The following is a 24,928-nucleotide window of genomic DNA, read 5'->3' as shown; positions in this document are numbered from 1 at the left end:
AAATGAACGTTTGAATGTTAGGGGGAACGAGATGAGGAATCGAGACGTATTACCTGTGTCTGGAATCACTTGCACGAACTGTGCGGCGAAAATCGAGCGGGATGTTACAAAGCGCGAAGAAGTGGCATCTTGCCAAATTGATTTCGCAACGAGTCGAATGGTGATTGAATGGATTGATGTCTCTGAACGCAAAGCGATGCTCGAGTCAATCGAGCAGACGATGAAACGAATCGAACCGGGTGCGAAGTTTATCAAAACAGAGGAAGATCAAACCGAACAACGAGATACGGTCCTTTGGCGATTCCTTGCGGCTGCCCTCATATTTTCAATTGCCCTTTGGATGGATTCCATTCCAGGCTACATCGTAGCGTATGGGCTAGCTGGATATGATGTCGTTTATGGTGCCGTCCGAAATGTATGGCACAGGGAATGGTTTGACGAAAAGTTCTTAATGACCATCGCGACCATCGGGGCATTCGCGATTGCCGAATATCCGGAAGCCGTAGCGGTCATGTTGTTTTATCAACTTGGAGAATACGTGCAAGGGCGTGCGGTACGCGCTTCGCGGAAGTCGATACAATCTTTGTTAAACATGAGACCAACACTCGCTCGCGTACTAGTTGGTGAGGAAGAAGTCGAGCGATTGCCAGAAGATGTAGCGGTCGGTTCACACCTGATTGTCCGTGCCGGAGAACTCGTTCCGATGGATGGGAGTGTATTCAGTGGTGCGAGTTCACTCGATACAGCTTCATTGACAGGTGAGGCGGTTCCTCGTCAAGTGAGAGCGGGTGAAGAGGTGTTGGCGGGGATGATTAATTTGGAGGGACGACTCGTCATCCGAACGACGAAGCTCGCCGCTGAATCGAGCCTTCAAAAGATGATTGCCCTCGTAGAAGAGGCGAACGGGAAAAAGGCGAAGACAGAACAGATGATTACCCGATTGGCGAAAGTCTATACACCTTTCGTTGTCGTCATGGCGACACTCGTCGCATTTGTCCCACCGCTATTTGTCGGAGACTTGTCAGAGTGGGTTTACCGTGCGCTCATTTTCCTCGTCATCAGTTGTCCATGTGCGTTCGTCATTTCGATTCCATTAGGTTATTTTGGTGGAATCGGAGCGGGCTCTAAACAAGGCGTTCTTGTAAAAGGTGGAGAATATCTAGACGCGTTAACAGAAGTGGACACGATTGTTTTTGATAAGACAGGAACGTTGACGACAGGGCGATTTGAAGTAACAAATGTTGTGACGACAGAAGGGGTACATGCTGAAGAATTGTTGCACCTTGCCGCTCGCGTCGAACGGGCATCGAATCATCCGCTCGCGCGAGCCATCGTCAATCGAGTCGGAGACGTTCAGCCGTTCGAATCGATTCAAGAAGAGCCTGGATATGGTCTCCATGCCCATGATGGCGATGATTACATTAACGTGGGTAGTGCTCGATATATGAGGTATTTAGGTCAAACGATTGAGGATACATCGATTGGGACAAGTGTTCACGTGATGAAAAACAATCGTTGGCTAGGGCGAATCGAATTAATGGATACGGTGAAGCCGGATGCGTATCCTGCAATCCAAGCGTTGAAGGAAGCCGGATACCGGACGGTGATGTTATCGGGAGACCGCCGCGAAGTCGCTACAACAATCGGCGAACGACTAGGACTAGATGAGGTGCGAGGCGAATTGCTTCCGCACGAAAAAGTAGAAGCGATTGAACAGATGACCGCCTCCCAAAAAGTTGCATTTGTCGGAGATGGAATGAACGATGCGGCAGCGTTGGCACGGGCCGATGTCGGACTTGTTATGGGGGGAGTCGGAAGTGATACAGCGGTCACGGCAGCAGATGTTGTCTTGATGCATGACGACCCGAACGATGTGGTCCGAGCCATCAAGCTCGGGAAGCAGACAAAACGTGTCGTCTGGCAAAATATCTTCTTTGCGTTCGGAACGAAAGCGCTTGTTTTGGTTTTAGGATTATTCGGAATTGCGACCATGTGGGAGGCTGTCTTCGCAGACGTCGGTGTGGCACTGCTTGCCATCGCGAATGCGACGAGATTATTACGAATGACTTCATGATGACAAGAGGAGTGTTTCAGCATCAGTCTGAAACACTCCTTTTTCTATTCGACCGTTTCCTGTTGGGGTTTGATACGTGCTAACAAGAAGGTGAGGATGACGATGATGGCAATCAATAAAAACGTGATGGTAAACAGTACTTGAGTTAAGAAGGAGACTTGATTTTCTGCTGCAATCAGCTCTTTCTGGATATCTTTATACTGCATCTGTTTAAGCGACCGTAGATCTTCTAGGATAGTCTGTCGCAGTTGCGTCATCGTCTCGGCTACTGCTGTTGCTTTAACAAGGTCACCTTCTTCATAAATGACGAGTACACGGTCGGCTTCTTTTTCCCATATGGCATCTCGCTCGAGTAAATCGAGGACGGAACTCGGAGTGTCCGGGTCATCGATGACGGACTGTTTCAATGCCCTAGCTTGCCGAGACATGCTATAGTACATCTCTAAAAAATGTCGATCTTCGTAGGCGAGTAAACCACGGATCGCGTTTGCGCGTTCAATATTATAATACATAATATCTTCAATCACCTCGTAAGAGCCGAGTTGTTCATCTTGTATGATTTCTAGCCGCTCATTCGTCTCTCTCAATTGGAAAATAAAAATGCCGATGATTGAGATGGATAGCACGGATAGGCTGATCCATAGTAAAATCCACTTTCGTTGTGACATCGTGACCCTCCTTTCTACTCCATCGTACATGATTTTGGAAAAATCGACAGAAAATATTTTTTTGAAAAAGGAAAAAACGGGTAAATGTATAATCAATTAGTGTAAGAACTTTATACAACAGAAGACCATTAGAAGCTTAAGGAGAGTCAATATGTCAGAGAATTCATCATTACACAAGTTGTACCAGGTGTTACAAGATCAGCGTACGAACCTTACTTACGAGATTCCGAGTCTATGGAATCGAATGCGTTTTCCTTCTGAACCGATTCGTGACGGGGTCGAGCGTGTGAATCCGTATGATTTTTTAGTAGAAACAATAGAGAAAGCGATTCTTCCATATGCGGTAGAAAATCGAGCATATCATACGTCCATCGCGAGTGCAGATGGCCATTTACAGACGGGTGGCGATTGGATTAAGCGTGCCTCTGTCTATTCGATGCAAGTTCGTACATCAACTTCCTGGGATCATGATGGATCGGGTTATGTGGAGATGCAGAACTCACTAGGGATGAAAGACACAGGCACATTTGTGAAAACGCTTGCGCTCATTCCACATCTCCTTTATATGGGGATTGATACTTTATTCCTGTTACCGATTTCTCAGCATAGCCATAAAAACAAGAAAGGTGAATTTGGCTCTCCTTATGCCGTTCAAGATTTCTTTGCCATTGATGAAGAGTTAAAGGAAACGTTGACAGGCGATGCGATGACTGTCGAAGAAGAGTTTTCTGCATTTGTGGAAGCTTGTCACATGGTAGGGATTCGTGTCGTCATCGATGTCATCCCTCGGACATGTGCGCGAGACAACCGACTCATTCTTGAAAATCCGGAGTGGTTCTACTGGATTCCGCTGGCCGAAGTCGATTATTATCATCCACCATCTGTGCCGGGGATTGGAGAGAATGTAAAACCAGAATTTGCTTTCTTACCAATGGTGTACAACTCAGAAGATGTCTGGCAACACTTGAGACGGTTCTCGATGGCTCCGAACTTACTTGATGCTGAAAAATGGGAACGGGTACGTGCTTTCTTGATCGAACATCCAGAAGAAAACGTCCTCGCAACGATTGAACGAGAGTTCGGATTGACGACAGCGCCTGCCTTTTCAGACTGTATCAACGATCCACAACCACCTTGGTCGGATGTGACTTACTTCCGTCTCTTCTTAGACCATCCGCTTGCGGCGGCACCTTATGTGAACGATGCGAATATCGCTCCTTATATTCTGTTTGATTCAATCAAGTCCAATCAATTCCGAGGAAATGTCATCAACGAACCACTCTGGGAGATGCTCGCTGATATCATTCCACACTATCAACGCGAATATGGCATTGATGGCGCACGAATCGATATGGGACATGCACTTCCTGTCGATTTGGCACAGCGCATTCTAGCAAAACCACGTTCACTCGATTCGAACTTTAGCTTTATTGCGGAAGAATTGATTGAAGCAGGAGCTTGGGCGGCGAAAGATGCCGGTTATAACATGATCATCGGATATGGTTTTTACAAAGAACCTCGATTCGACACGCATGAAACCCATCAATTCTTATACGACTCACGCTTTTTACCACTTCCAGTATTCGCAGCAGGGGAAACAGCGGATACACGTCGACTGGCGACGCGAGAAGGGGGACGACAAGCAAGTCGGTTGTTGACAGTCTTGAACGGTTTTATGCCGAATGGCGTCCCGATGATAAACTCTGGACTTGAATTATATGAAACGCAGCCGATGAATACCGGACTCGATTGCCGTCCTGAAGAAGCGTATCAACTCTTCCCGACCGACCCGTATTTCGGAAAACTCGCATTCTTTGATGCGTATCAGTTCCATTGGGATCATCCGGAGCGAGATGAGATGATTGAAGTGATGCATCAAGTGGCAGAGATTCGTCGCCGTTGGCTTGATGTACTCGTTGATCCGAACCATTTTGAACCACTTATTTTAGACGAGCCGTTTGCACCGTTTATCGGGTTCGCGTGGTTACGTCCGGAGACGAACGATACGTTGCTCGTTGTAGCGAACACATATATGTGGGAGTCGTTACGAGGCGTGGTTTCCCTTGATGGTGTACGTCGCCGAAATTGGAACGCGAGTCGTTTTGCGGAGATGGTCTATTCACCAACTTCGTGGCCATATGCGGAACATGCGTTTGATGAACAATGGAATCTCCACGTCGATTTAAAACCTGGTGAAGTCAAAGTATATGAGATGAAATGAAAAAACGCCTTGAACCGATACATCATTCGGTTCAGGGCGTTGCGTGTTTCATGTAATAAATGACGAACTCATCAAGTGGCATCGGCTTTGCATAGCGATAGCCTTGCATGGAGTCACATCCAATTTTACGAAGGAACGTCTCTTGATATTCAGTTTCTACACCTTCGGCGACGAGTGCCATACCAAGTTGTCGTGCCATGGCGACGATGGTCGTCGTGACCATCTGATATTCGCGGTTCTCTTCAAGTTGCATCGTGAATTCACGAGGGATTTTCAATTCATCGATTGGGTAACGAACGAGATAGGCCAGCGAACTATAACCTGTCCCAAAATCGTCAATCGAAAGTTTGATACCGAGCGACTTTAATTCTAGGATTCGATTCAAGACGCGATCCGAATGATGAGCGGCGACCGTTTCGGTTAATTCAAAATTGAGTCGGGACGGATCAATTGGGAATCGCTCGAACAACGTATTCAAATAATCAATTAAATGCTCATCAAACAATTGCCGAACGGACAAGTTGACCGAAAGCTTCGGCAAATGAATATCTCCTTGTTCGAATACGTGAATCAGTTGGAACGTCTCATGAATCATCCAGCGACCTAAATCGTGGATATGACCGGTTTCTTCAGCAATCGGAATGAATTGACTCGGGGGAATGAACGTCCCGTTATGTTGCCAACGCATGAGCGCCTCCGCTCCAATCACTGCCTTCGTAGACGCATCGACTTGAGGTTGGAGGAAAAGTGAAATCTCTCCTTTTTCAAGTGCGGTATCAAGTCCTTCCATCAATACTTTCCGTTCTTCCTTGTCTTCCCGCAATTCTGGTTCGAACATGACGGTTTCGTCACGACCTTTGTCTTTTGCGCGATACATGGCGAGATCGGCGTTCGAGAGCAAGTGTTTCAATTTCTTACCATGCTCTGGGAAGCGGACGATTCCAATCGAGGCATGCACTTCAACCAGTGTTCCAGCCATATAATAAGGTGGGCGATAGACGAGACGCCGTAAGCGTTCTGTCAACATTTCATCATCACCGTGCTCAGCGACGACAATAAATTCATCACCACCGAGACGTCCGGCATATTCGTTTGGAAGGAGTGCGGTCCGCAGTCGTTTTCCGATATGCTGCAGAAGCTCGTCTCCCATATGATGGCCAAACTGGTCGTTAATTTCTTTGAAACCGTCTAAGTCAGAGAACATGAGCGTGAACGTGCGACCTTCTTCGATCAAACGTTCAATTTGCTCTTGTAGCGCATAACGGTTGTGAAGCCCTGTCAGACTATCGAATTTGGCTTGGTATAAAATTTGTTCTTGCTGCTCGATCATTTGCGTGATGTCTTTCGCGATAGCGTAAATACCTTCGACTTCCCCGTCGATGATCATCGGAACATTGACGAGTTGCCAAACACGTGTCTCGCCTTCTTCGGTCATAATCCGTACATCAATCGTTCTCGGTCGACCGTTTGATAACTCTTGAAGAATAATCGTATACGGTGCACGATCTTTCGATTCGATGATGTCGAGGATATTTGACCCGAGTAACTTGTCCGTCGTCAATCCAAGAATCGAACTTCCTGCCTCATTGACCGACAACACTTCGCCGTGCAAATCGAATAAGAAAATTGGTTCTGAATGATAGGCGAAGAGCGAGCGGTATTGCTGTTCACGAATCTCGAGTTCATGCGCCTTTGTCGACACGGCCACTTCTAAATCTGTATTGACGGAATGAAGACGATGGCTGATGAGCGCGTTCTGTTTTGAGACGACGAACTGGCGAATGAGCAAGAGAAGCACAGCATTCGCAATCATCGAATCGGTTATAGACGTACCGAGAAGGCGGTCTGAAGCGAGTAAAAATAGCATGACGACGATACTGTACAGAATGTAATCCAAAATGGAATCGTAAGCAAGGGCGTCTTCCGATATATCCTCGACCCAATAACTGATGGAAATCATAAGGATACTACTGACTTGAACGAGATGAACTAGTTCATGTGTGATGCCTGAAAACACAAAGAGCGTGTTCGCGATTGAGGCGACCGTGAAGCTTAAAATTCCGACGAGTACAAGAATCCGGAATTGCTGTCCAGCCGAGACGACGCGATTTAAATACAAGAAGGATAGCATCATGTACAGGCTGATCAGGAGCATCTGCTCTTCAAAGCCACTCAACTGAGATACGAGTGACACGTCTTGTGTGGAATAAAACCAGATATGTAGTGCACCAATCACAAAGAAACTAAATAAGGCGAACAAGTCAAACGTACGTAATTTCAACGTGCGAATCTCAATGGATTGAGTAATGACAATCAGAGCCATGATTAAGTAAAAGAAATTTTGTAAAAACAAGAGGTATTGAGTATTCGCACCTGTCGAATCATAGTGCATTAGTAAATAAAGTGCGAAGCACACATTTCCCGCAGTAATCAAAACATGAATAAATCTTCTCATCCCTCTATGTTTAAAAATTGCTACTCCACTAAATAAGATGGCTGCTCCTGAAATGAAGAGATAATAGATGAGCAACGTGCTGTTTCGCAGATCATGAGGGGTCAAAAATAACAATAAAAGTCCGGTCAAAAACGTTCCGATGAGAATCGCCGGAACGTATTGGCGCAACGAGTGAACTGACAACTCATGCACCTCCTTCTTTATATATAGGGGTCTCTTATTTATTATCGGAACAGGTGACCGAAGATTACACAAAAAATCGACAACAATACGAGATTGTTGTCGAACAGGTAAATATTAGAGTGTATACGAGTGTTCTTTGAAGTTCCCTACGATGGAATCGATTTCTGATACGGTGACAAATGCCTCAGAGTCAATCTCGGAAACAATCTGACGAAGTCGAGGGATTTCATTGTTCTGGACGACGACGTACAGCATTTTTTTCGAATCGTTCGAATATCCGCCTGTCGCATCCATGATGGTGACGCCACGTTTTAAGTTCTGCTTAATGACCAAGTTGATTTCATCCGCCTTCTGACAAATGATGAAACATTGCTTTTGAGCGGAGAAGAACTTGTGAATCGTGAGTAACGTGCGTGACCGGACAAAGCTTAACACAAGGGCATACATGACCGCTTTAATGTCAAAGACGATGAAGACCATTACATAAACGATGATATCTTGTGTCAAAAAGATTTTAGGTAACGACAAGTTTCGGTTGTTCATATAAATGACTTTCCCTAAAATATCGAGACCGCCGGTAGAAGCGCCTGCGAATAAGAGGAGAGCAAGTCCTAGACCCGAGACGATTCCGCTGAATACGGAAGCGACGAGCGGATCGTCAAGTGGAGTCGGCGGAATAAGGACAGGTAAACTATCGATTAAGATAGAAGAGAGCACGACAACAATTCCCGTCATCAAAATAAAGCGACGTCCCAAGTATTTTAACCCTAAGATGAAGAGTGGGATATTGAGCACGAGCTGAGTCATCCCAATTGGCGTTCCGAATAGTTCGTTCGTAATCAACGTGATTCCGACGATTCCTCCCGAACCGATTTCATTAGGTTTGAGCAGTAAACTGACAAAGACAGACTGAAGGATTGTCCCGGCAATGATGAACAGTACCGTTTCAAGGGCAACCCGTTTTCGAGATTTAGCATACATAGATAATGGCTAGGCCTTACGCCTCCTTTTGGTAAGTCTTCTGCTAGCGTACTGCTACTCGTTCATCATTTCAAGTCACAATTCGTTATGGAATCGGTCGATATCACTCGCTAATTGTTCATGTACATAATCGATCACCTGAGCATCATCGAATAGTCCGAGCGGTACATCATCCGGAATCGCATCGAACGGTGAGACGAAGTATAGAATTGCCGCGACGAGCTCTTCTTGTTTGTCAGGTTGCATTTCAAATTGATCATTGTATAGCGCGCGCAACATATTCAGCATTTGTTTCATTTGGAAGTAGAGCGTCAGTTCTTCTTCGCGCTCGATATTACTGATTTCATTGGATGCCACGTCTACGGTCACTTTTGCGAGGGCGCGTTCACCTTGGACGAGTAAGTCACCGAGTTGTTCGCGGTCGTGGATGTCTTCTTTCGCTTGTTTCAAAAAGTGTGTGTAGGTTGATTTCCAATCTGCCATAGTAGATTCCTCCTTCATTCTTCATCTACTAATATGCCCGTTTTTGCGCATTGGTTGCAACTTTTCCTGAAATTTAAGAAAATAAAGATAACTGAAAAGGAGGAACGATACATATGTCTATGATTTCTATGCCGACAGAGGCAGATTTCGCACGCTATGCAGAGCTAGCTGTGAAAAAAGGTGTAAACATTCAACCAGGACAACAGCTAGAGGTACGTGCCGATATCAGTCAGGCACCACTTGTCCGTCACGTGGTGAAAGCTGCGTATGCGGCAGGCGCGAAACAAGTATTTGTCAATTGGAGCGATGAGGAGACATCGAAGATTCGTTATTTCGATGCACCAGCAGACTCGTTCAAAGAGTTTCCAGATTGGTTAAAGGCTCGTTTTGAACAATTGGCTGAAGAGAAGACGGCATTCTTGTCAATCGTCAGTGATGACCCAGATGCCTTGAATGGTGTCGAATCGTCACGCATCTCGGATGCGAACCGTGCAGCCGGACAAGCACTTGCGAAATGGCGTCAATATGTGATGAGTGACAACGTGAGTTGGTCAATCGTTGCAGGTGCGTCAGAAGCGTGGGCTGAAAAAGTATTCCCAGGGCGTGAAGATGCGGTCGCGGCTTTATGGCAAGCGATTTTCGCAGCAACACGTATGGATCAAGAAGATGTGGTCGCGGCATGGGATACACATGATCAATCACTCCGTAGCCGTGCGAAGTTGCTGACAGAGAAGAAGTACGCGAAGTTGCACTACCAAGCACCAGGCACTGAACTTACAATCGGGCTTCCGAAAAAGCACGTCTTCCTTGGCGGTGGCGGTCCAAACGTCGATGGCATCGACTTTATCGCGAACATGCCGACAGAAGAAGTGTTCACGCTCGCGGATAAAGATTCTGTGGAAGGTCACGTGTCGAGCACGAAGCCACTCAGCTACAGCGGAAACTTGATTGACGAGTTCACGCTTTGGTTTGAAGGTGGGAAAGTCGTCAAGGCAGAAGCGAAAAAAGGACAAGCGGCTCTTGATGAGTTGTTGAACATGGATGAGGGAGCACGCCGCATCGGTGAAGTGGCGCTCGTTCCAGATGATTCGCCAATCTCAAACTCAGGTCTTCTCTTCTACAACACGTTGTTTGACGAGAATGCATCATGCCACTTGGCATTAGGTCGTGCCTACTCGACATGTCTCGAAGGTGGTCCTTCGATGTCGCAAGAAGAACTCGCGGCGAACGGCGCGAATGACTCGATGACACACGTTGACTTCATGATTGGGTCAGCTGAAATGAATATCGATGGTGAACGGGAAGACGGCACGCGCGAAGCAATCATGCGTGACGGCAACTGGGTCATCTAAACGAAAGAGCGAATTCCGTAAAAGGAATTCGCTCTTTTCATGTGACGTCATACAAATAACGAAGGGCGTGAGGCAAACGGCGGCGCCAAGCTGATTCGTGATGAATCGCATCCGGTTCTACTTCATATCGGAAAGCGATACCCTTTTTAGCGATGGCTTCAATCAGTTTTGCATTCGTGAACAAGTAATCCTTCGCTGTGATTGGTCCGCTCTCTTCATTCGTTCCGATGTCCATATACAGTTTTCCAGAGATATCGGTTTGCTGAATAGCCTGGATCAATGGATCCAGATTCGCCCATGCTGCGGTGGAGAGGGATCCGACTCTTTTGATGGAAGGGTAGGTTGCCATCATATATAAAGAGATGACACCTCCCATCGAGCTCCCCATGACGCCGACATCTTCTGGATCTGTCGCATACTCCTTGTCGATTCGTGGTTTTAAGTCGTTCATAAGCCATTCTGCATACAAACGACCTTGACCACCAAGGGTTGGGCGCGTTTTCGCAAGTTCCGGTCCGATACGGCGATATAACATCTCATCTTCTTCATATGAATATTCGTCATAACGATCTAACCAGTTCGGAGCACTTACAATGGCGACGACCATAAGTGGAAGCTGGAGTGTATCGATGCAGCGGTCAATTTCCCATCCTTCTCCATATGTAGCCGTGCTTCCTGAGAATACATTTTGCCCATCATGCATATAAAGGACAGGAAGTGGGGTGTCGGCATTGACCCAGTCTGGTCGAAACACGCGGACGATCCGTTTTTGACCACGGACCTTCTCCGTTGGAATCGATACGTTCAATTGATCAATCATTCTTCATCACCTCTTTCACCTTGTATTGTGGAGAATCATGAGCGAAAAGACAAACACAAATCTTGACTACCTACCGTTCGTTAGGTAAAGTGAGGAGGAAGGAGAGTGAGACGCGTGAATACAAAAGAGAAAATTATGCAATCCGCGCGGACACGGTTTGCCCGTGAAGGATATGAAGGATTATCACTTGCGGCGGTTGCCGAAGACGTTGGCATCCGAAAGGCTTCTTTGTATGCTCACATCGATGGGAAAGAACAATTGTTTAAGCAAGTCGTGACCGATATGGCGAATCGTTACGAAGAAGCATGGCAACAGACATGTGAGGATACTAAAGATCGACCACCTTTAGAACGGATTGAGTCGATCGTTCGGATGCTCACGTCATTCTTTAGCGATCACGAGACGTGGATGTTGACGAAACGGATGCTCCTCGTACCACCCCCAGAATTTCGAGACTATATTGAAGAAGTCATCGGAAAGGTAGAGACGGAGTTAAAGCGGTTTGAAAAAGAACAGTTTCGTCTCGCGATGGAACGTGGAGACTTACCATCGCAACCACTCGATGAGCTCTATGCTGCGTACTATTGCTTTCTAGATGGTGCCTTATTGTCTCTATTTACATTTGAAGATGAGCGGGAGATGCGACAACAAGCCGCTTTCCGAATCTTCAAGAAAGGTGTGGGTTGGAATGGATAAGGAAAAAGTCGCCTGGATTTCTCTTTTGTTCGCAGGATTGCTTGAAATCATTTGGGCAACGACGATGAAATTGTCTGAAGGGTTTACCGTTCTTGGTCCGACGTTATGGACGATTGTACTCTTGGTTGTCAGTTTTGGCTTACTCGCCAAAGCATTCCGGGTTTTACCTGCAGGTACAGGGTATGCCGTCTTCACGGGAATCGGAGCGGTTGGAACGGTGATTGTCGGTGCTCTTCTTTTTGACGAGGCGCTCAGCGGCTGGAAACTTTTACTTGTGACGACGTTGATCATCGGAATCATCGGGTTGAAACAAGTGACAGGAGGAGAAGAAGCATGAGTTGGGTATATTTGATCGGTGCAGGGATTGCTGAGATGACAGCCGTTTTCTTTATGGGGAAATCGAAAGGGTATCAAATTTTAAAATGGTCAATCTTATCGATTTTGTCGTTCGCGCTCAGTTTTTATTGGCTATCGAAGTCGCTTGAAGACATTCCGTTAAGCTTGGCTTACTCCATCTGGGTCGGGATCGGAGCGGCAGGTGGCGTCATTCTAGGCATGCTCTATTTAAATGAGTCTAAAAGCCGCTGGCGCATCTTTTATCTAATGATGATTATCGGCAGTGTGGTCGGTTTAAAAGTTGTATCGTAAAGGATTGAAACAAGCTGAAAACGGGAATTGAATAATTCAGATTATGAGATGGAAGAAAGGGGCGGAAAACGATGCATCTTGTCGAGTTGCAGTCCGAACGTTTGCGGTTTGAACCGTACACGATCTCTGATTTCTATTTTGTTAAGTCGCTTCTCCAAGATCCTCGGGTGATGCGCTTCATCAGTCCGGATGGGAGACCGTATACAGACGAACAAACAATCGAATGGTTCGAACGTCAATTGGCCCGCTATGAAACGGGACGCCAGACAGGGCTATTGAAGCTGATGACGTTTGAAAGTGATGAACCGATTGGTCATGCAGGTACGTTGCTTCATGAGTTAGACGGTAAACTCGAGCTAGAAGTCGGCTATTGGTTGTCACCGAAGCATTGGCATATGGGTTACGGACGTGAAGCGGCCGCACGTTTGATGCAGTATGCCTTCACTGAAGGGGAAAAGGAGATCATTTCGCTTATTCATCCAGATAATGTGCCGTCTCAGCGCGTGGCCAAGGCGAACGGTCTTCATTGGGATCGGGACACGTTGTATAAAAACATGCTCGTCTCCGTTTATGCAGGTGATTTGGAACGCCTCTGCCGGCATATTGATCGCCAACAAATGACGCGTTAAAAAAAGTACAAAAAACTTTTAAAAAGTTGTTGCCAACTTAATAGTTTCTTGATATATTAATAGTGTCCTTAAGAAAGGACACGACCTGATTCTGTAGCTCAGCTGGGAGAGCGCTACCTTGACAGGGTAGAGGTCGCTGGTTCGAGCCCAGTCAGAATCACTTGGGTGCCAAACCCTCGAGAAACCCACCGGAACATGGGTTTCCGCGAAGCCACTTCTTGCGAGAAGTGGCTCTTTTTTTGTATATTGACATGGCGCGAAAGCAATTGGTATATTCCTTTCAATACATAATGAAACGGGGAATGCAAAATGGTGCTAACAGGAACCCTCGTCAATGCCGGACTAATCGTCATCGGAGCATTGTTAGGTCTCTTATTTCACCGCATTCCAGAGCGTATGAAAGAGACGGTGACGGCAGCAATCGGGCTTGCGGTCATCTTGCTCGGCATTCAAATGGGGATGAAAAGTGAAAACTTTTTGATTGTCATCGGAAGTCTTGTCGTCGGGTCTGCGCTCGGGGAATGGTGGAAGCTAGATGAAGTATTAAATGAAATCGGCTATCGGCTGGAACGGCGTCTTGGAAGTCAATCGAGTGTAGCGGAAGGGTTCGTTACGGCAACGCTCATCTTCGTCATCGGCGCGATGGCAATCATTGGGGCGCTCGATAGTGGATTACGTGGCGACCATGACGTCCTGTATACGAAAGGGTTGATTGATGGATTTACAGCCCTCGTGTTGAGTTCGACGCTCGGCATCGGGGTCATGTTTTCGGCCGTTCCGGTGTTATTGTATCAAGGTGGGATTGCACTACTCGCCATTCAAATCATGAAGTTCATTCCGGAGTCGCTCATGGACAGCTTTATTTTAGAGATGACTGCGACTGGTGGTGTGATGATCGTGGCGATTGGCTTGAATTTGGTCGGAATCACAAAAATTCGTGTGGCGAACTTATTGCCAGGGATTTTAGTAGTGGCACTCATTGTGTCGGTTATACATATGATGACATAAAAAATGGGCGGAAGCGTGGCTTCCGTCCATTTTTATGGTTTCTCAATTGTTTCATGATCTTCTTTGGCACTTTCGCGTAAGGCTGAAGACATCACATCGGCAAGGTTGCGGTCTCGTAACACGCCGACACCACGGTCGGTCGGTCCACCTGGAGCAGCGACGTCAGCAATGAGTTCATTCGTCTCACGTGTTTCATGTGACAGTAACTCTGCAGAGCCTTTCATCGCCTGAGCCACAATTTGACGAGCCGTCGCTTCGTCGTATCCGACATCGGTCAAGACCGGAGTCATCGCCCCGACGATTTCATAGAAGAAAGCTGGGCTACAACCTGCGGCTGCCATAAATGCAGACATCGTCTTCGCATCCGTGATGGCCGTTCGACCGACACGTTCAAAGAGGGCAGTTGCTTTCGCGCGATCGGTCTCATCTGTTTCAGGACCGAACCATAAGCCTGTCATCCCGCTCCGATATGCGACCGGCGTGTTTGGCATCGCGCATACGGCAGGAAGTCCTGAAGCTTCTTCTAATTGGCTCGGTTCGATATGTGCCGCAACCGATACAAGTAGTGGGGTCTTCCACTCTTTTGATTCCACATACGGAATGACGCCGTCCGGTTGCATCGCTAGTACGACGATGTCATAGTCGTTCACGTTTTCTTCTTCGACGATGTGTACGCCGAGTTCATCTTGTAGGAAGTTCAAGCGTTCCCGATCACTTCGGTTCGTCATGGTAATTTGTGTCGGTTCGATTCCTGAGTCAATCCACCCTCGAACGAGCGCTTCACTCATTGATCCTGCACCGACCATTAGTAATTGTTTCATCATTCGTCACCTCTTCTATTCGATTCGGTCAATAGTTATGTTGACTATCATAACAAACCTGCTGTCGAATATCGCCCATCTTGCTCATTTGTTAAGAGATGGAAAACGATTTGACATATGGAGCGGTGAACATGACAAACGTTTCAAATCGCGCTATGATGGCACTAATTCAACAGAGTGAGGCGAAATCGCGTGAAACGTGTACTAGTAAAAGGGATTCAAGGTTATCAACGTTTTATCTCACCATTAAAGCCGCCGACATGCCGGTTTTATCCGAGTTGTTCACACTACGGAATCGAAGCGATTGAGAAACATGGAGCCGTCAAAGGCAGTTATTTAACCGCTCGCCGGCTCATCCGTTGTCAACCGTTTCATCCGGGCGGGCTCGATTACGTCCCGGATACATTTGATTGGAAAGCGCCTTTACAACGAGAGAAGCCTGAATCACAGCGAGACGATTAAGTTCGTCTCGCTGTTTGTATACAGAAGTACGTTTCGAACAGTTGTTTTAGCACAATACTTTTGCATTGTTCTAAGTATTCTGAAAAAATAGGGATGTACACTATTTTTCGGGGAAAGGGGATATTTTGTATGGGGCAATCATTTAGTGAATGGGTGAGTACGGCATCCAATTTTGTATGGGGACCACCGCTTTTAATTTTGCTTGTGGGGACAGGCATTTACTTGACGGTGCGTCTAGGTGGTATTCAAATTACCAAATTACCGTATGCATTGAAATTGGCGTTTTCAAAAAATCAGGATCAATCCTCAAAAGGGGATATCAGTCACTTCCAGGCGCTCATGACCGCGCTTGCGGCGACCGTCGGTACGGGGAATATCGTCGGGGTGTCGACAGCGGTTGTATTAGGAGGACCGGGGGCCATCGTATGGATGTGGGTGTCCGGATTCTTTGGGATGGCAACGAAATATGCGGAAGCTGTTCTGGCTGTTAAGTATCGGGTCACCGATGAACGCGGTCAGATGGCTGGTGGACCGATGTATTATCTAGAACGAGGATTGAATCAACGTTGGTTAGCGGTAGCATTTGCGGCATTTGCCTCGATTGCGGCGTTCGGGATTGGAAACGGGGTCCAGACGAACTCTGTCGCGCTCGCGCTCAAAACGACATTCGATGTACCACTCTACATATCAGGAATTCTCATCATGATTTTTACAGGCGCGGTCATCCTTGGAGGCGTACGTTCGATCGGGAAAGTGGTCAGCTACTTCGTCCCGGTCATGATTGCCTTCTACTTAGGTAGCGGTCTCTTGATCATGATTATGAACTACTCGCTTATTCCAGATGCGTTCGCACTCATCTTTAGCAGTACGTTCAGTGCGGAAGCAATCGGTGGGGGAGCCATCGGAGCGGCCATTCGATATGGTGTCGCGCGTGGTGTCTTCTCGAACGAGGCAGGTCTCGGTTCCGCTCCGATTGCTGCAGCGGCAGCGAAAACAGATATGCCGGGTCGTCAAGCGCTCGTCTCGATGACACAAGTCTTCTTGGACACGCTTGTCGTCTGTTCGGTGACAGGGTTGACACTCGTCATGGGTGGTCAAATCGGGACAGGACTAGAAGGAGTCGAATTGACTTCAGCCACATTCGAACTGTTCCTCGGTCCGGCAGGTGGCTACATTGTCACGATCGGCCTCGTCCTATTCGCTTACTCGACCGTTCTCGGTTGGTCGTATTACGGCGAACGGTCCATCCATTACTTGTTTGGGCAAAAGTCGATTCTTCCGTATCGGATTGCCTTCGTGCTCGTCGCCGGACTCGGTGCCATGACGACAAACTTGAATTTGGTATGGGCGCTATCCGATGTCTTCAACGGTTTGATGGCCATTCCGAACTTGATTGGTCTCTTGTTCTTGTCGGGCGTTGTCATCGCCGAAACGAAACGATTCAACCAACAGCTTGAAATTGAGAATCGAAAAGTATCCTAAACGCATCGACGCCATCCTCATGAATCAGAGGGTGGCGTCTTTTGTTTCGCTTCTAATTCATCGAGTCGTGCTTTTTGTAAGTGGTCAAATACTTTTGTGATGAAGCCAACCATAATGCCGACCCCTGTTAACACATAACCGATTGTAAAAATTTTGCCGATATCTGTCTGAGGGGCGAAGTCACCATATCCGATGGTCGTCAATGTGATGACGCTGAAGTAAAGTGCGTCCAACCAACGCATCGCCTCGAACCGTGTGTAAAAAAGCGTACCGGACAGAACGGTAAGAAAGGCGAGGCTAAATAACACTTGAAACTCGGGGTCGCGGAGACCGCGCCAAATTCCGCGGACAATCCGGCGTAATGTCAGTAAGAACGGTAGCATGTCACTCGCTCCTTTCGATATTAGGTTTGTTCGCTAACAACGGGGGAACATCCTTTATAGTTCGAAAAAAGAGAAAGGGTGAGTAGGATGGGGAAAGTCATTCCAAAGCAAGAAGGGCTCGACCATAGTGTCGATTTTCTACGGGAAGGATATTTGTTTGTGGCGAATCGACGTAAAAGTTTTCAGTCGAATATTTTTGAAACGCGTTTGCTCGGAGAACGCGTGATTTGTCTCGGAGGAGAGGACGCTGCTGCCTTGTTCTATGATGCGGACAAATTTACACGTCAGGATGCCGCGCCGAAACGTCTTCTCAAAACCCTATTCGGGGAAGATGGGGTGCAAACATTGAATGGAACGGCACATACGCACCGAAAACGTATGTTCATGTCATTGATGACGAAGGAAAACATCGATCGTCTGCTTCGATTGACGGACCGTGAATGGAAAAAAATCCGACATGCTGGAGAAGAAATCGTTTTATATGACGAGGCACAACAGGTATTGATGAAAGCCGTCTGTGAGTGGGCGGGAGTTCCACTTGCGCGAGATGAAGTAGCGAAGCGGACCGATGAAATGAGATTGTTATTTGAATCGGGTACTTCGTTAGGTCCAACTTATTTGCAAGGGCGGAAGGCAAGAAGTTCGGCCGAGGCGTGGATTCAACAGATGGTCAAAGAAGTACGGTCAAATCGATTATTACCGAATAAACAGACGGCACTTTATGAGTTCGCGTGGCATCGAGATGAATCTGGTGAGTTGTTGCCTGAAGAAGTAGTGGCTGTCGAAGTGTTAAACATTTTGCGACCGACTGTTGCCATCTCGGTCTACGTTCTTTTTACGGTTCTAGCGCTTCATCAATTCCCTAAAGAAAGAGAACAAGTAAAGCAAGGACAGTTTTCGAAAACGGCCTTTGTCCAAGAAGTGAGACGTTTCTATCCGTTCTTTCCTGTTGCGGCAGCTCGAGTCAAAACAAATTTTGAATGGGACGGATATACGTTTACCGAAGGAACACTGACGCTCCTTGATCTTTATGGAACGAATCACGACTCTGCGATTTGGGCTGAACCCGATCAATTTAATCCTGCTCGCTTTATGGACTGGAAGGAGAGTCCGTTCAATTTTATCCCGCAAGGAGGAGGAGATGTAGATTTTGGACATCGTTGTGCAGGGGAGCATGTGACGATTGCGATTCTAGAACAAGTCATTGAATTGTTTACGGAGGAGTTCTCGTATACCGTTCCTCCTCAAGATTTGAGTTATAGCTTCGTTGATATGCCGAGTCTACCGAAAAGTAAACTGCGTTTGACTGATGTAAAATGAATCGAATAAGTAAACGCCTACTCTTGATGGAGTAGGCGTTTAGTATGAAGTGCGGTTTATTTCGTTTGTAAATTGAGACGCTTTGAAATCGGACGAATTGGGACGGAAGGGTCAATCATTCGATTATCCCGTTTCGGTTCATCCGTGCATTCAATCTGCCAATCGGCGTCATGAAGCTCTTTTAGTCCGACGGCAATGTCATAAAGCGAATAGTTCGCATTCCCGTTTAGCTGATAGATGCCGGGTCCGCGTTTCGTCAAGATTTCGAATAAAGCTTCCGCTGTATCCGGTAAAAATGAGCAAGATGGATACCAATGCTCACTCGCTTGTATGACCCCTCGTTGTTTCATCTCGTTCGTAAAATAGTCCATCATATTGTTCGATCCGGCTTCATCCCCAATCTGCCATCCAAGACGAACAATCTGAGCACCCGGGTTGACACGAACGATGGCTCGTTCGCAGTCACGTTTATACTTTCCGTAGTCATCTTCAGCATCTGGCGCCGTGTCCGGTGAAATCGGTCCAGTCACATCATCTGAAAAAATCGACACTGTACTCGTGAACAAGAACGGAATCTTCATCTCCCCACATAAACGAGCGAGCGTTTCGGCCCATTCAACCGGTCCCATACCGATATGTAAAAAATAGTCCGGGCGGATGCTTTCAATGAATTGTCGCATCTCCTGCTCGTCTGTCGTGGACACTTGCTCACGATTCCATGCAATCCCCTCAATGCCATGACGCTGTAACGCTTCGGCAACAACCGGTGCTACCGTGCCGTTCATTCCAGTAATGATTGCTTTCATTTCATTTCGCCCCTTTCTCTCTATATCATGCCACAAAACGGGCGTGGACAAACAATCGATGTGTTTGCCTATGCTAGACTAGGTGATGGAGGGATCAATGATGAATATTCGACAAGCAACGAAGCAAGATTGTACACAAATCGCACCGCTCATGTATCAGGCGATTCATGACATCGCGTATACGTTGACGGGGTCAACGAATACCGATGAAGTATTAGAGCGATTGGCGATGTGGGTGGAAAAACCGAAGAATCGTTTAAGCCACGAAAATATATGGGTCGCCGATGTAGAAGGGGAAGTGGCGGGAATGATCATTTCGTATCGAGGGGACGAGGCGGAAGCATTAGATCGCCCGATTCGGGAATGGTTAAAGGCGCATGGGAGCAAAGTGGAATTAGATGTTGAGACGGAGGGGTTCGTTCAATACATCGATTCACTCGCTGTACTAGAGGCGTATGGTGGTCGTGGTATCGGAACGAAGTTGATTGAACAGATCTGTACTGTCGCGGCAGAACGTGGTGTCCCGGCCGTCACCTTGAACGTGGATCAAGACAATCAAGCGGCTCATCGTTTGTATACGCGACTCGGATTCCACAAAGAAAAGGAAATTATGATTTCGGGATCTCGTTTTGACTATATGAAAAAAGAGACACGCTCGACTCCTTTCTCGGTCTAAAAGCGGATGCGCAAACGCTCGTTCTCGACTATACTAAGTGCTTGAGGAAAGATATATGTAAAGGAGATACATTATGGAGTGGAAGAATATTTGGCGGGGAATGGCCATGGGAACGAGTGATTTGATTCCTGGTGTAAGTGGAGGTACCATCGCAGTTATTTTGGGCATCTATGATCAATTGATTGAAGCAATCAGCGGTGTATTCAGCCGATATTGGAAAAAGTATATTGGTTTCTTAATCCCGCTAGCGATTGGGATGGGAACAGCCATCATCGCCTTAAGTCGAATTATCGAGTATTTGTTGCTCGAATATTATGCGCCGACACAATTCTTCTTTATCGGATTGATTTTAGGGATCATTCCGTTACTTTTTGTAGAGTTTAAGTCACGTGCATCGATTCGTCCCATTCATGTGATTGCCATGATTGTAGCAACGGTACTCGTAGCGAGCATGGCGTTTCTCAATCCGGTTGATTCGTCTATCATTACGGACGTTACCTTTGGGACAGCGCTCCTCTTGTTCTTGTCTGGGTGGTTAGGAAGTATGGCAATGTTACTTCCTGGAATCAGCGGGTCATTCGTGTTGTTGCTGATTGGGGTCTACCCGACAGTCATCAGCGCCATCTCGAACTTCAATTTGCTCATTATCGGAATTGTTGGGGCAGGCGTTGCGGTCGGCTTTATTGTTAGTAGTAAAGTGATTCGCTATTTGTTGGCGAATTTCCCAGGAATGACGTTTTCAGTCATCATCGGATTGGTAGTGGGTTCGCTCGCCGTCGTATTTCCAGGAGTGCCGGCTACGGGGCTCATGTGGGGACTCAGTGTCATTGCGTTCATCGCAGGGATTGTTGTCGTCCGATTGCTCAGTCGTTACTCCGTATAAAACAGCAAGGAGTCCGGGATCACCGGACTCCTTTTTAATAGATAAACGGAAATAATCGTTTGCGTGACTTTGCCCATGATACATACGATTGACCGAAGTGACGGGTCAGCATCCCTTCCTCAATCCGAATCCGATATAGTAACGCAAGAGCCGTAAGACCGGTACCGATCAAAGCGACTGCCCAATGAAGAAAATACAATGAGAACCCTAACGTAATGAATAGTAAACCTGTGTATAAGGGATGGCGTAAGAAACGATAGGGGCCAGAGCTGACGAGCTCGTCTTGAGGACGAACGACAACGTGTCGGGTGAATTGATGACGAAGGTGGAAAATTCCCCAATACCGTAATGATACACCCGCTATGTAAAACGAAAGAGCAAGTATGCGTTGAGCCATTGATGGACGCGCCTCAACAAAGATTGAATAGATGATAGACAAAGAGAACATGACAATCATCGTCGACGCTACGAAATAAAAGCTTTTTCGCTCGACGGAACCGTCCGTTGCCTCTTTTCGATTACGAAATTTCCATGTCTCCACAAGCCAAAAACAGGACACGATGATCAATGCAAGATCCATCCACTCCATAGCGCACATCCTTCCTTTTGATTCATCTTTCCTTACCCGACCTTCGATGAAGAAAAACCAAAGGCGAATGGTGTTGGGAAAAAGTTTGTCAAAGACAAAGAAACGGGTTATCATCTAATGAGAATGATTATCATTTTTAAGGTGAGTAGATCATCTACATAGAAGGGAAGGATACGACGATGGGCGAAGAACAATTCGACGTGACGATTATCGGTGGGGGTCCGGCAGGGTTATATGCTGCTTTTTATAGTGGATTACGAGGCATGAAAACAAAAATAATCGAATTTCAACCTCAACTAGGTGGAAAGCTGCACGTTTATCCAGAAAAAATGGTGTGGGATGTAGGGGGGCTCCTTCCGACGACGGGAGCAAATCTGATCGATCAACTCGTCCAACAAGGCCTCACCTTTTCGCCGACAGTCATCCTAGGGGAGAAAGTGGAGTCGATTTCAAAACGCCAGGATGGATTATTCGGGATCGACACGTCGAATGGTCATCACGTATCCAAAACGGTGATCGTCGCAACCGGGAGCGGTATTTTGAAACCACACAAGGTCGAAATCAGCGGTGCAGAGCGATTTGAATTGTCAAACCTTCATTATACGGTCAAGTCACTAGAACGATTCAAAGGGAAGCGGGTCTTGATTTCAGGTGGCGGAAATAGTGCCGTTGATTGGGCCAATGCGCTCGAGCCGATTGCGGAGCAAGTCATTTTGGTTTACCGAAAAGAAGAGCTCGGAGGTCATGAAGCGCAAGTCGACAAGATTAAAGAAAGCCGAGTCGATTGTTGCCCCCAGTCAAAAGTCACGGACTTGATTTCTCATGATGGGCAATCGATTCAGCAAGTGCTGTTAACACAGATTGACACGGGAGAAACGAGTGTGGTCGATGTCGATGAGGTCGTCATCAATCATGGGTACGAACAAGATGCAGAACTTCTTCGAAACAGTGAATTAAACGTAGAAATGGTCAATGGATTTTATGTGAAAGGGAACGCGGGGAGTGAATCGTCCGTTCCGGGATTATATGCTGCAGGTGACATTCTGACGCATGAAGGAAAGGTCCATTTGATTGCAGGGGCATTCCAAGATGCGGCGAATGCGGTGAATCGGGCCAAAACGTATATTGACCCGAATGCGACCGCTACGGCAATGGTCTCTTCTCATAACGAACGTCTAAAAGAAAAGAACCGTCAAATCATAGAAGATACTTTATTGAAGCAGTAAGAGAGACGTCTCTTACTGCTTTTGCGTAGGATAATCACAAAGCTCGGTGATGACACCACCTGAATGACGTGGGTCCATATAGATCAAACGTCGACCTTTTGCGGTCGTACGTAGTGTATCTTCTAAAAAAGTGATGCCATTTTGTTTGTGTGTAGCGATGGCGATGTCTAAATCTTCTACACGATATGCGATATGATGGACGCCTTTTCCTCGTGCTTTCATGAAACGCGCGATCGGACTCGTATTACTTGTTGGTCGCAACAATTCGATGACATCTTCACCGATGTGAATGACAGCTAGCTCGGTTTCCACCCCAATGGCTGTATTCGTATAACGGTCAATCAGTTCTCCACCAAGCGCAGTTGTATAAAATGTGATCGCTTCGTCTAAATCACGGACGGCGATTCCAGTATGATCGATTTGCATAAACATTCCTCCTCAATCTTCAGTTTGCCTAAAGTTGAACAAAATGTCACTTCACAACGTTTCGACCATATCCGATATAATAAGAGAGGGAGGGACAGCGAAATGAACGGAAAAATCACAATGGGATTGGTGGGCATGTTCGCCCTAGTATCATTTGTGTTTGGACTCTCGCTTGCGACGTTTGTCGATTATCGCATCAATGAAGAGCAAGTTGTGCTCGAACGGTTAACCACCCATAAACAGATTGGTCCGACAGAGTTGCTGTCTACCGAGGTCGATTTTCATTTGAATGGATCGAATTATGCGATTCGTTTCAAGGATGAACCGAACATCACGTATTGGTTCAGTGTCGTAGATCGCCAAATCAAATTTGATCGGATTGAATCGCTCGATTTGAGAGACACGGGACTCCGGACAGAACTGTTTAAGGAAATGCCGCCTTTGGCGATGGAGTCGACAACTGCTGCAGAATAAAAGACGTCGAATGAACAACTTTTTCGTGTGAGAACGAGTTGATACAATCGACGTCTTTTTTATTGATCAATAGAGTGGAGCCGGCAGCACTTGTTGTGTAAGCATATATATCCCGCCTGACGACACTTGAGCACCTTGCTTTCGAAGTGCAAAATTCAAGTCAGATTGCAGGTTAGTCGTAGAAATACGAGCCTCGTCGATATATCTGAATGCATCGTAAAATTTTTGTTGAAGAAAGGAAAGGGCATCCTGCAACATAGACTCGTCACAATCTAATTGAATTTCTTGGACGCACACGTGATACATATGTAGTCGTACTTTCATGATTCCGATTGGTTGGTGACACCAGTTTAATGTGTAGAACAGTGTTTGTTGCCGAGTTGCATGTGCGAATTGTTCATCCGTCATCGGGATGGCGCCCGGCAAGACATGACAATGCGCATTACGAAAGGTGAGCCAATCCGCTCTTCGTGAATAGTCTATCAATTCGAGGGTCCAGTACGTATGCGATGCTTTCTCACAAGGAATGAATGGCAAGTGATACGTATTCGTTTGATGGAATACTTGAAACCCAGTTGCCTCATATATTCGAAGCTTATCTTGATTATGATAGTCCTCTTCCTGAAGATAGTACGTAATCGGGTGTGTGGTTTCTCGACTTCGTTCATACATGATTCGGTCAAGCAACCCGCGAAACACATGACGATCAATATATGAGACCTTTGAGAGTTGAATGATTTGAAACGCTTCTAAATGCTCGTCATTCGCAACAAAAGCAGCTAATGGATTATTTTTGTTTAAAGCGATGTACACGTGCTGATGAGGAGGTAAGGAAAGGAGCGGGGGTGTCTTTGATAAGGGGTATAACGACTGAATGGAGATGCGTTCCTGCATAGCTAATTGCCTACATTCTACAAAGCGTAGCGCTCGTTTCAAGGAGAATCCTTCTTTCTGAATGAGTTAATAAGTACAATTAAATTGTAAGCGCTATCTTACTTAAAATTGTATGGCATTCTCATGAAACCTGATTGATGAAAATAATCAACAACTTTCATAAAAACATGAAATTAAATAGATTGTAAGCATCCGATTCAGAAAAACTGATTAGTTACGCTGATAGATCTGTGAGTTTCGTCAAATGTCAGACGTGACGTGCGTCGAA

General features: G+C 46.5%; 26 protein-coding genes and 1 tRNA gene. 16 read left to right on the top strand and 11 right to left on the bottom strand.

The features are described 5' to 3' along the window. Window positions 1-31: 31 nt before the first annotated feature. Window positions 32-2,074 carry a heavy metal translocating P-type ATPase gene (locus LCM29_RS13300; RefSeq protein ID WP_224863354.1) on the top strand — a complete coding sequence of 681 codons (2,043 nt, stop codon included), beginning with the start codon at window positions 32-34 and terminating at the stop codon, window positions 2,072-2,074. A 44-nt stretch (window positions 2,075-2,118) separates the two neighbouring features. Here the strand turns inward: LCM29_RS13300 and LCM29_RS13295 are convergent, their stop codons facing one another. Beyond that, window positions 2,119-2,742 carry a hypothetical protein gene (locus tag LCM29_RS13295; RefSeq protein ID WP_224863353.1) on the bottom strand — a complete coding sequence of 208 codons (624 nt, stop codon included), beginning with the start codon at window positions 2,740-2,742 and terminating at the stop codon, window positions 2,119-2,121. 151 nt (window positions 2,743-2,893) lie between these two features. Here LCM29_RS13295 and LCM29_RS13290 point away from each other — a divergent pair, with 151 nt between their 5' ends. After that, window positions 2,894-4,963, top strand: a complete 2,070-nt coding sequence (locus tag LCM29_RS13290) for an alpha-amylase (RefSeq protein WP_224863352.1) — start codon at window positions 2,894-2,896, stop codon at window positions 4,961-4,963. A gap of 31 nt (window positions 4,964-4,994) precedes the next feature. Here LCM29_RS13290 and LCM29_RS13285 read toward each other — a convergent pair whose 3' ends face one another. The 3 genes from LCM29_RS13285 to LCM29_RS13275 form a co-directional block, all read right to left on the bottom strand. After that, window positions 4,995-7,610, bottom strand: coding sequence for a putative bifunctional diguanylate cyclase/phosphodiesterase (locus LCM29_RS13285; protein WP_224863350.1), 2,616 nt, complete (start codon window positions 7,608-7,610; stop codon window positions 4,995-4,997). Between the two features lie 105 nt (window positions 7,611-7,715). Further along, window positions 7,716-8,582: a YitT family protein gene (locus LCM29_RS13280; RefSeq protein WP_214696834.1), complete on the bottom strand. Its 867-nt coding sequence runs from the start codon at window positions 8,580-8,582 to the stop codon at window positions 7,716-7,718. Window positions 8,583-8,657: 75 nt separating this feature from the next. Next, window positions 8,658-9,065: a YkvA family protein gene (locus LCM29_RS13275; protein WP_074033005.1), complete on the bottom strand. Its 408-nt coding sequence runs from the start codon at window positions 9,063-9,065 to the stop codon at window positions 8,658-8,660. Between the two features lie 113 nt (window positions 9,066-9,178). Here LCM29_RS13275 and LCM29_RS13270 point away from each other — a divergent pair, with 113 nt between their 5' ends. Next, window positions 9,179-10,417, top strand: coding sequence for an aminopeptidase (locus LCM29_RS13270; protein WP_214785739.1), 1,239 nt, complete (start codon window positions 9,179-9,181; stop codon window positions 10,415-10,417). A gap of 37 nt (window positions 10,418-10,454) precedes the next feature. Here the strand turns inward: LCM29_RS13270 and LCM29_RS13265 are convergent, their stop codons facing one another. Continuing rightward, complete coding sequence (locus LCM29_RS13265) at window positions 10,455-11,237, bottom strand: alpha/beta hydrolase (RefSeq protein WP_224863348.1); 783 nt, start codon at window positions 11,235-11,237, stop codon at window positions 10,455-10,457. A gap of 105 nt (window positions 11,238-11,342) precedes the next feature. On the opposite strand from LCM29_RS13265, the gene LCM29_RS13260 reads away from it, so the two are divergent. The 6 genes from LCM29_RS13260 (at window position 11,343) to LCM29_RS13235 (ending at window position 14,218) form a co-directional block, all read left to right on the top strand. Next, on the top strand, window positions 11,343-11,933 hold the full coding sequence (locus tag LCM29_RS13260) for a TetR/AcrR family transcriptional regulator (protein ID WP_224863346.1): 591 nt from the start codon (window positions 11,343-11,345) through the stop codon (window positions 11,931-11,933). Then, window positions 11,926-12,270 carry a DMT family transporter gene (locus tag LCM29_RS13255; RefSeq protein WP_214747352.1) on the top strand — a complete coding sequence of 115 codons (345 nt, stop codon included), beginning with the start codon at window positions 11,926-11,928 and terminating at the stop codon, window positions 12,268-12,270. Before LCM29_RS13260 ends, LCM29_RS13255 begins: the two co-directional genes overlap by 8 nt. Next, window positions 12,267-12,581, top strand: coding sequence for a DMT family transporter (locus tag LCM29_RS13250; RefSeq protein WP_074033008.1), 315 nt, complete (start codon window positions 12,267-12,269; stop codon window positions 12,579-12,581). The genes LCM29_RS13255 and LCM29_RS13250 overlap by 4 nt, the downstream gene beginning before the upstream one ends. Window positions 12,582-12,652: 71 nt before the next feature. Continuing rightward, the gene (locus tag LCM29_RS13245) at window positions 12,653-13,210 is read left to right on the top strand and encodes a GNAT family N-acetyltransferase (protein WP_224863344.1); all 558 of its coding nucleotides are present in this window, start codon (window positions 12,653-12,655) and stop codon (window positions 13,208-13,210) included. 87 nt (window positions 13,211-13,297) lie between these two features. Then, a tRNA-Val gene (locus LCM29_RS13240) sits at window positions 13,298-13,370 on the top strand. A gap of 149 nt (window positions 13,371-13,519) precedes the next feature. Then, the gene (locus LCM29_RS13235) at window positions 13,520-14,218 is read left to right on the top strand and encodes a DUF554 domain-containing protein (RefSeq protein WP_224863342.1); all 699 of its coding nucleotides are present in this window, start codon (window positions 13,520-13,522) and stop codon (window positions 14,216-14,218) included. A gap of 32 nt (window positions 14,219-14,250) precedes the next feature. Here LCM29_RS13235 and LCM29_RS13230 read toward each other — a convergent pair whose 3' ends face one another. Beyond that, window positions 14,251-15,039: a pyrroline-5-carboxylate reductase family protein gene (locus tag LCM29_RS13230; RefSeq protein ID WP_224863340.1), complete on the bottom strand. Its 789-nt coding sequence runs from the start codon at window positions 15,037-15,039 to the stop codon at window positions 14,251-14,253. A gap of 192 nt (window positions 15,040-15,231) precedes the next feature. Between LCM29_RS13230 and yidD the strand changes: the two genes are divergently transcribed. Together yidD and LCM29_RS13220 are read left to right on the top strand one after the other, a co-directional pair. Continuing rightward, window positions 15,232-15,501 (top strand): membrane protein insertion efficiency factor YidD, encoded by a 270-nt coding sequence (yidD, locus tag LCM29_RS13225; protein WP_015880777.1) that lies wholly within the window; start codon window positions 15,232-15,234, stop codon window positions 15,499-15,501. A 129-nt stretch (window positions 15,502-15,630) separates the two neighbouring features. Further along, window positions 15,631-16,983, top strand: coding sequence for an alanine/glycine:cation symporter family protein (locus LCM29_RS13220; protein WP_214747338.1), 1,353 nt, complete (start codon window positions 15,631-15,633; stop codon window positions 16,981-16,983). A gap of 17 nt (window positions 16,984-17,000) precedes the next feature. Here the strand turns inward: LCM29_RS13220 and LCM29_RS13215 are convergent, their stop codons facing one another. Continuing rightward, on the bottom strand, window positions 17,001-17,366 hold the full coding sequence (locus LCM29_RS13215; protein ID WP_015880779.1) for a potassium channel family protein: 366 nt from the start codon (window positions 17,364-17,366) through the stop codon (window positions 17,001-17,003). An 87-nt stretch (window positions 17,367-17,453) separates the two neighbouring features. On the opposite strand from LCM29_RS13215, the gene LCM29_RS13210 reads away from it, so the two are divergent. Next, complete coding sequence (locus tag LCM29_RS13210; protein WP_224863338.1) at window positions 17,454-18,686, top strand: cytochrome P450; 1,233 nt, start codon at window positions 17,454-17,456, stop codon at window positions 18,684-18,686. 56 nt (window positions 18,687-18,742) lie between these two features. Here the strand turns inward: LCM29_RS13210 and LCM29_RS13205 are convergent, their stop codons facing one another. Next, window positions 18,743-19,492, bottom strand: a complete 750-nt coding sequence (locus LCM29_RS13205; protein WP_214696862.1) for a sugar nucleotide-binding protein — start codon at window positions 19,490-19,492, stop codon at window positions 18,743-18,745. Between the two features lie 100 nt (window positions 19,493-19,592). Between LCM29_RS13205 and LCM29_RS13200 the strand changes: the two genes are divergently transcribed. Both LCM29_RS13200 and LCM29_RS13195 read left to right on the top strand, forming a co-directional pair. Continuing rightward, the gene (locus LCM29_RS13200; protein ID WP_224863336.1) at window positions 19,593-20,168 is read left to right on the top strand and encodes a GNAT family N-acetyltransferase; all 576 of its coding nucleotides are present in this window, start codon (window positions 19,593-19,595) and stop codon (window positions 20,166-20,168) included. 73 nt (window positions 20,169-20,241) lie between these two features. Continuing rightward, window positions 20,242-21,051, top strand: coding sequence for a DUF368 domain-containing protein (locus LCM29_RS13195; protein ID WP_214696866.1), 810 nt, complete (start codon window positions 20,242-20,244; stop codon window positions 21,049-21,051). A gap of 34 nt (window positions 21,052-21,085) precedes the next feature. Here LCM29_RS13195 and LCM29_RS13190 read toward each other — a convergent pair whose 3' ends face one another. After that, window positions 21,086-21,640, bottom strand: coding sequence for a methyltransferase family protein (locus tag LCM29_RS13190; protein WP_224863334.1), 555 nt, complete (start codon window positions 21,638-21,640; stop codon window positions 21,086-21,088). A 179-nt stretch (window positions 21,641-21,819) separates the two neighbouring features. Between LCM29_RS13190 and LCM29_RS13185 the strand changes: the two genes are divergently transcribed. Continuing rightward, window positions 21,820-22,866 carry an NAD(P)/FAD-dependent oxidoreductase gene (locus tag LCM29_RS13185; RefSeq protein WP_224863332.1) on the top strand — a complete coding sequence of 349 codons (1,047 nt, stop codon included), beginning with the start codon at window positions 21,820-21,822 and terminating at the stop codon, window positions 22,864-22,866. Between the two features lie 12 nt (window positions 22,867-22,878). On the opposite strand, the gene LCM29_RS13180 is transcribed toward LCM29_RS13185, so the two are convergent. Beyond that, window positions 22,879-23,292: a VOC family protein gene (locus LCM29_RS13180; RefSeq protein WP_412093991.1), complete on the bottom strand. Its 414-nt coding sequence runs from the start codon at window positions 23,290-23,292 to the stop codon at window positions 22,879-22,881. A 102-nt stretch (window positions 23,293-23,394) separates the two neighbouring features. Between LCM29_RS13180 and LCM29_RS13175 the strand changes: the two genes are divergently transcribed. Beyond that, complete coding sequence (locus LCM29_RS13175) at window positions 23,395-23,766, top strand: hypothetical protein (protein ID WP_074033021.1); 372 nt, start codon at window positions 23,395-23,397, stop codon at window positions 23,764-23,766. Between the two features lie 66 nt (window positions 23,767-23,832). Here LCM29_RS13175 and LCM29_RS13170 read toward each other — a convergent pair whose 3' ends face one another. Continuing rightward, the gene (locus tag LCM29_RS13170) at window positions 23,833-24,702 is read right to left on the bottom strand and encodes a hypothetical protein (RefSeq protein WP_224863328.1); all 870 of its coding nucleotides are present in this window, start codon (window positions 24,700-24,702) and stop codon (window positions 23,833-23,835) included. Between the last annotated feature and the right edge of the window lie 226 nt (window positions 24,703-24,928).

The sequence above is a fragment of the Exiguobacterium aestuarii genome (assembly GCF_020171655.1).
GTDB classification, from domain to species: Bacteria; Bacillota; Bacilli; order Exiguobacteriales; family Exiguobacteriaceae; genus Exiguobacterium; species Exiguobacterium aestuarii_A.
This window is presented reverse-complemented; position numbering and strand designations above follow the sequence as displayed.

Coding starts and splice junctions, on each gene's coding strand:
- LCM29_RS13300 (WP_224863354.1), top strand. CDS start 32: ATGAGGAATCGAGACGTATTACCTGTGTCTGGAATCACTTGCACGAAC.
- LCM29_RS13295 (WP_224863353.1), bottom strand. CDS start 2,742: ATGTCACAACGAAAGTGGATTTTACTATGGATCAGCCTATCCGTGCTA.
- LCM29_RS13290 (WP_224863352.1), top strand. CDS start 2,894: ATGTCAGAGAATTCATCATTACACAAGTTGTACCAGGTGTTACAAGAT.
- LCM29_RS13280 (WP_214696834.1), bottom strand. CDS start 8,582: ATGTATGCTAAATCTCGAAAACGGGTTGCCCTTGAAACGGTACTGTTC.
- LCM29_RS13275 (WP_074033005.1), bottom strand. CDS start 9,065: ATGGCAGATTGGAAATCAACCTACACACACTTTTTGAAACAAGCGAAA.
- LCM29_RS13270 (WP_214785739.1), top strand. CDS start 9,179: ATGTCTATGATTTCTATGCCGACAGAGGCAGATTTCGCACGCTATGCA.
- LCM29_RS13265 (WP_224863348.1), bottom strand. CDS start 11,237: ATGATTGATCAATTGAACGTATCGATTCCAACGGAGAAGGTCCGTGGT.
- LCM29_RS13255 (WP_214747352.1), top strand. CDS start 11,926: ATGGATAAGGAAAAAGTCGCCTGGATTTCTCTTTTGTTCGCAGGATTG.
- LCM29_RS13250 (WP_074033008.1), top strand. CDS start 12,267: ATGAGTTGGGTATATTTGATCGGTGCAGGGATTGCTGAGATGACAGCC.
- LCM29_RS13245 (WP_224863344.1), top strand. CDS start 12,653: ATGCATCTTGTCGAGTTGCAGTCCGAACGTTTGCGGTTTGAACCGTAC.
- LCM29_RS13235 (WP_224863342.1), top strand. CDS start 13,520: ATGGTGCTAACAGGAACCCTCGTCAATGCCGGACTAATCGTCATCGGA.
- LCM29_RS13230 (WP_224863340.1), bottom strand. CDS start 15,039: ATGAAACAATTACTAATGGTCGGTGCAGGATCAATGAGTGAAGCGCTC.
- LCM29_RS13220 (WP_214747338.1), top strand. CDS start 15,631: ATGGGGCAATCATTTAGTGAATGGGTGAGTACGGCATCCAATTTTGTA.
- LCM29_RS13215 (WP_015880779.1), bottom strand. CDS start 17,366: ATGCTACCGTTCTTACTGACATTACGCCGGATTGTCCGCGGAATTTGG.
- LCM29_RS13210 (WP_224863338.1), top strand. CDS start 17,454: ATGGGGAAAGTCATTCCAAAGCAAGAAGGGCTCGACCATAGTGTCGAT.
- LCM29_RS13205 (WP_214696862.1), bottom strand. CDS start 19,492: ATGAAAGCAATCATTACTGGAATGAACGGCACGGTAGCACCGGTTGTT.
- LCM29_RS13200 (WP_224863336.1), top strand. CDS start 19,593: ATGAATATTCGACAAGCAACGAAGCAAGATTGTACACAAATCGCACCG.
- LCM29_RS13195 (WP_214696866.1), top strand. CDS start 20,242: ATGGAGTGGAAGAATATTTGGCGGGGAATGGCCATGGGAACGAGTGAT.
- LCM29_RS13190 (WP_224863334.1), bottom strand. CDS start 21,640: ATGGAGTGGATGGATCTTGCATTGATCATCGTGTCCTGTTTTTGGCTT.
- LCM29_RS13185 (WP_224863332.1), top strand. CDS start 21,820: ATGGGCGAAGAACAATTCGACGTGACGATTATCGGTGGGGGTCCGGCA.
- LCM29_RS13180 (WP_412093991.1), bottom strand. CDS start 23,292: ATGCAAATCGATCATACTGGAATCGCCGTCCGTGATTTAGACGAAGCG.
- LCM29_RS13175 (WP_074033021.1), top strand. CDS start 23,395: ATGAACGGAAAAATCACAATGGGATTGGTGGGCATGTTCGCCCTAGTA.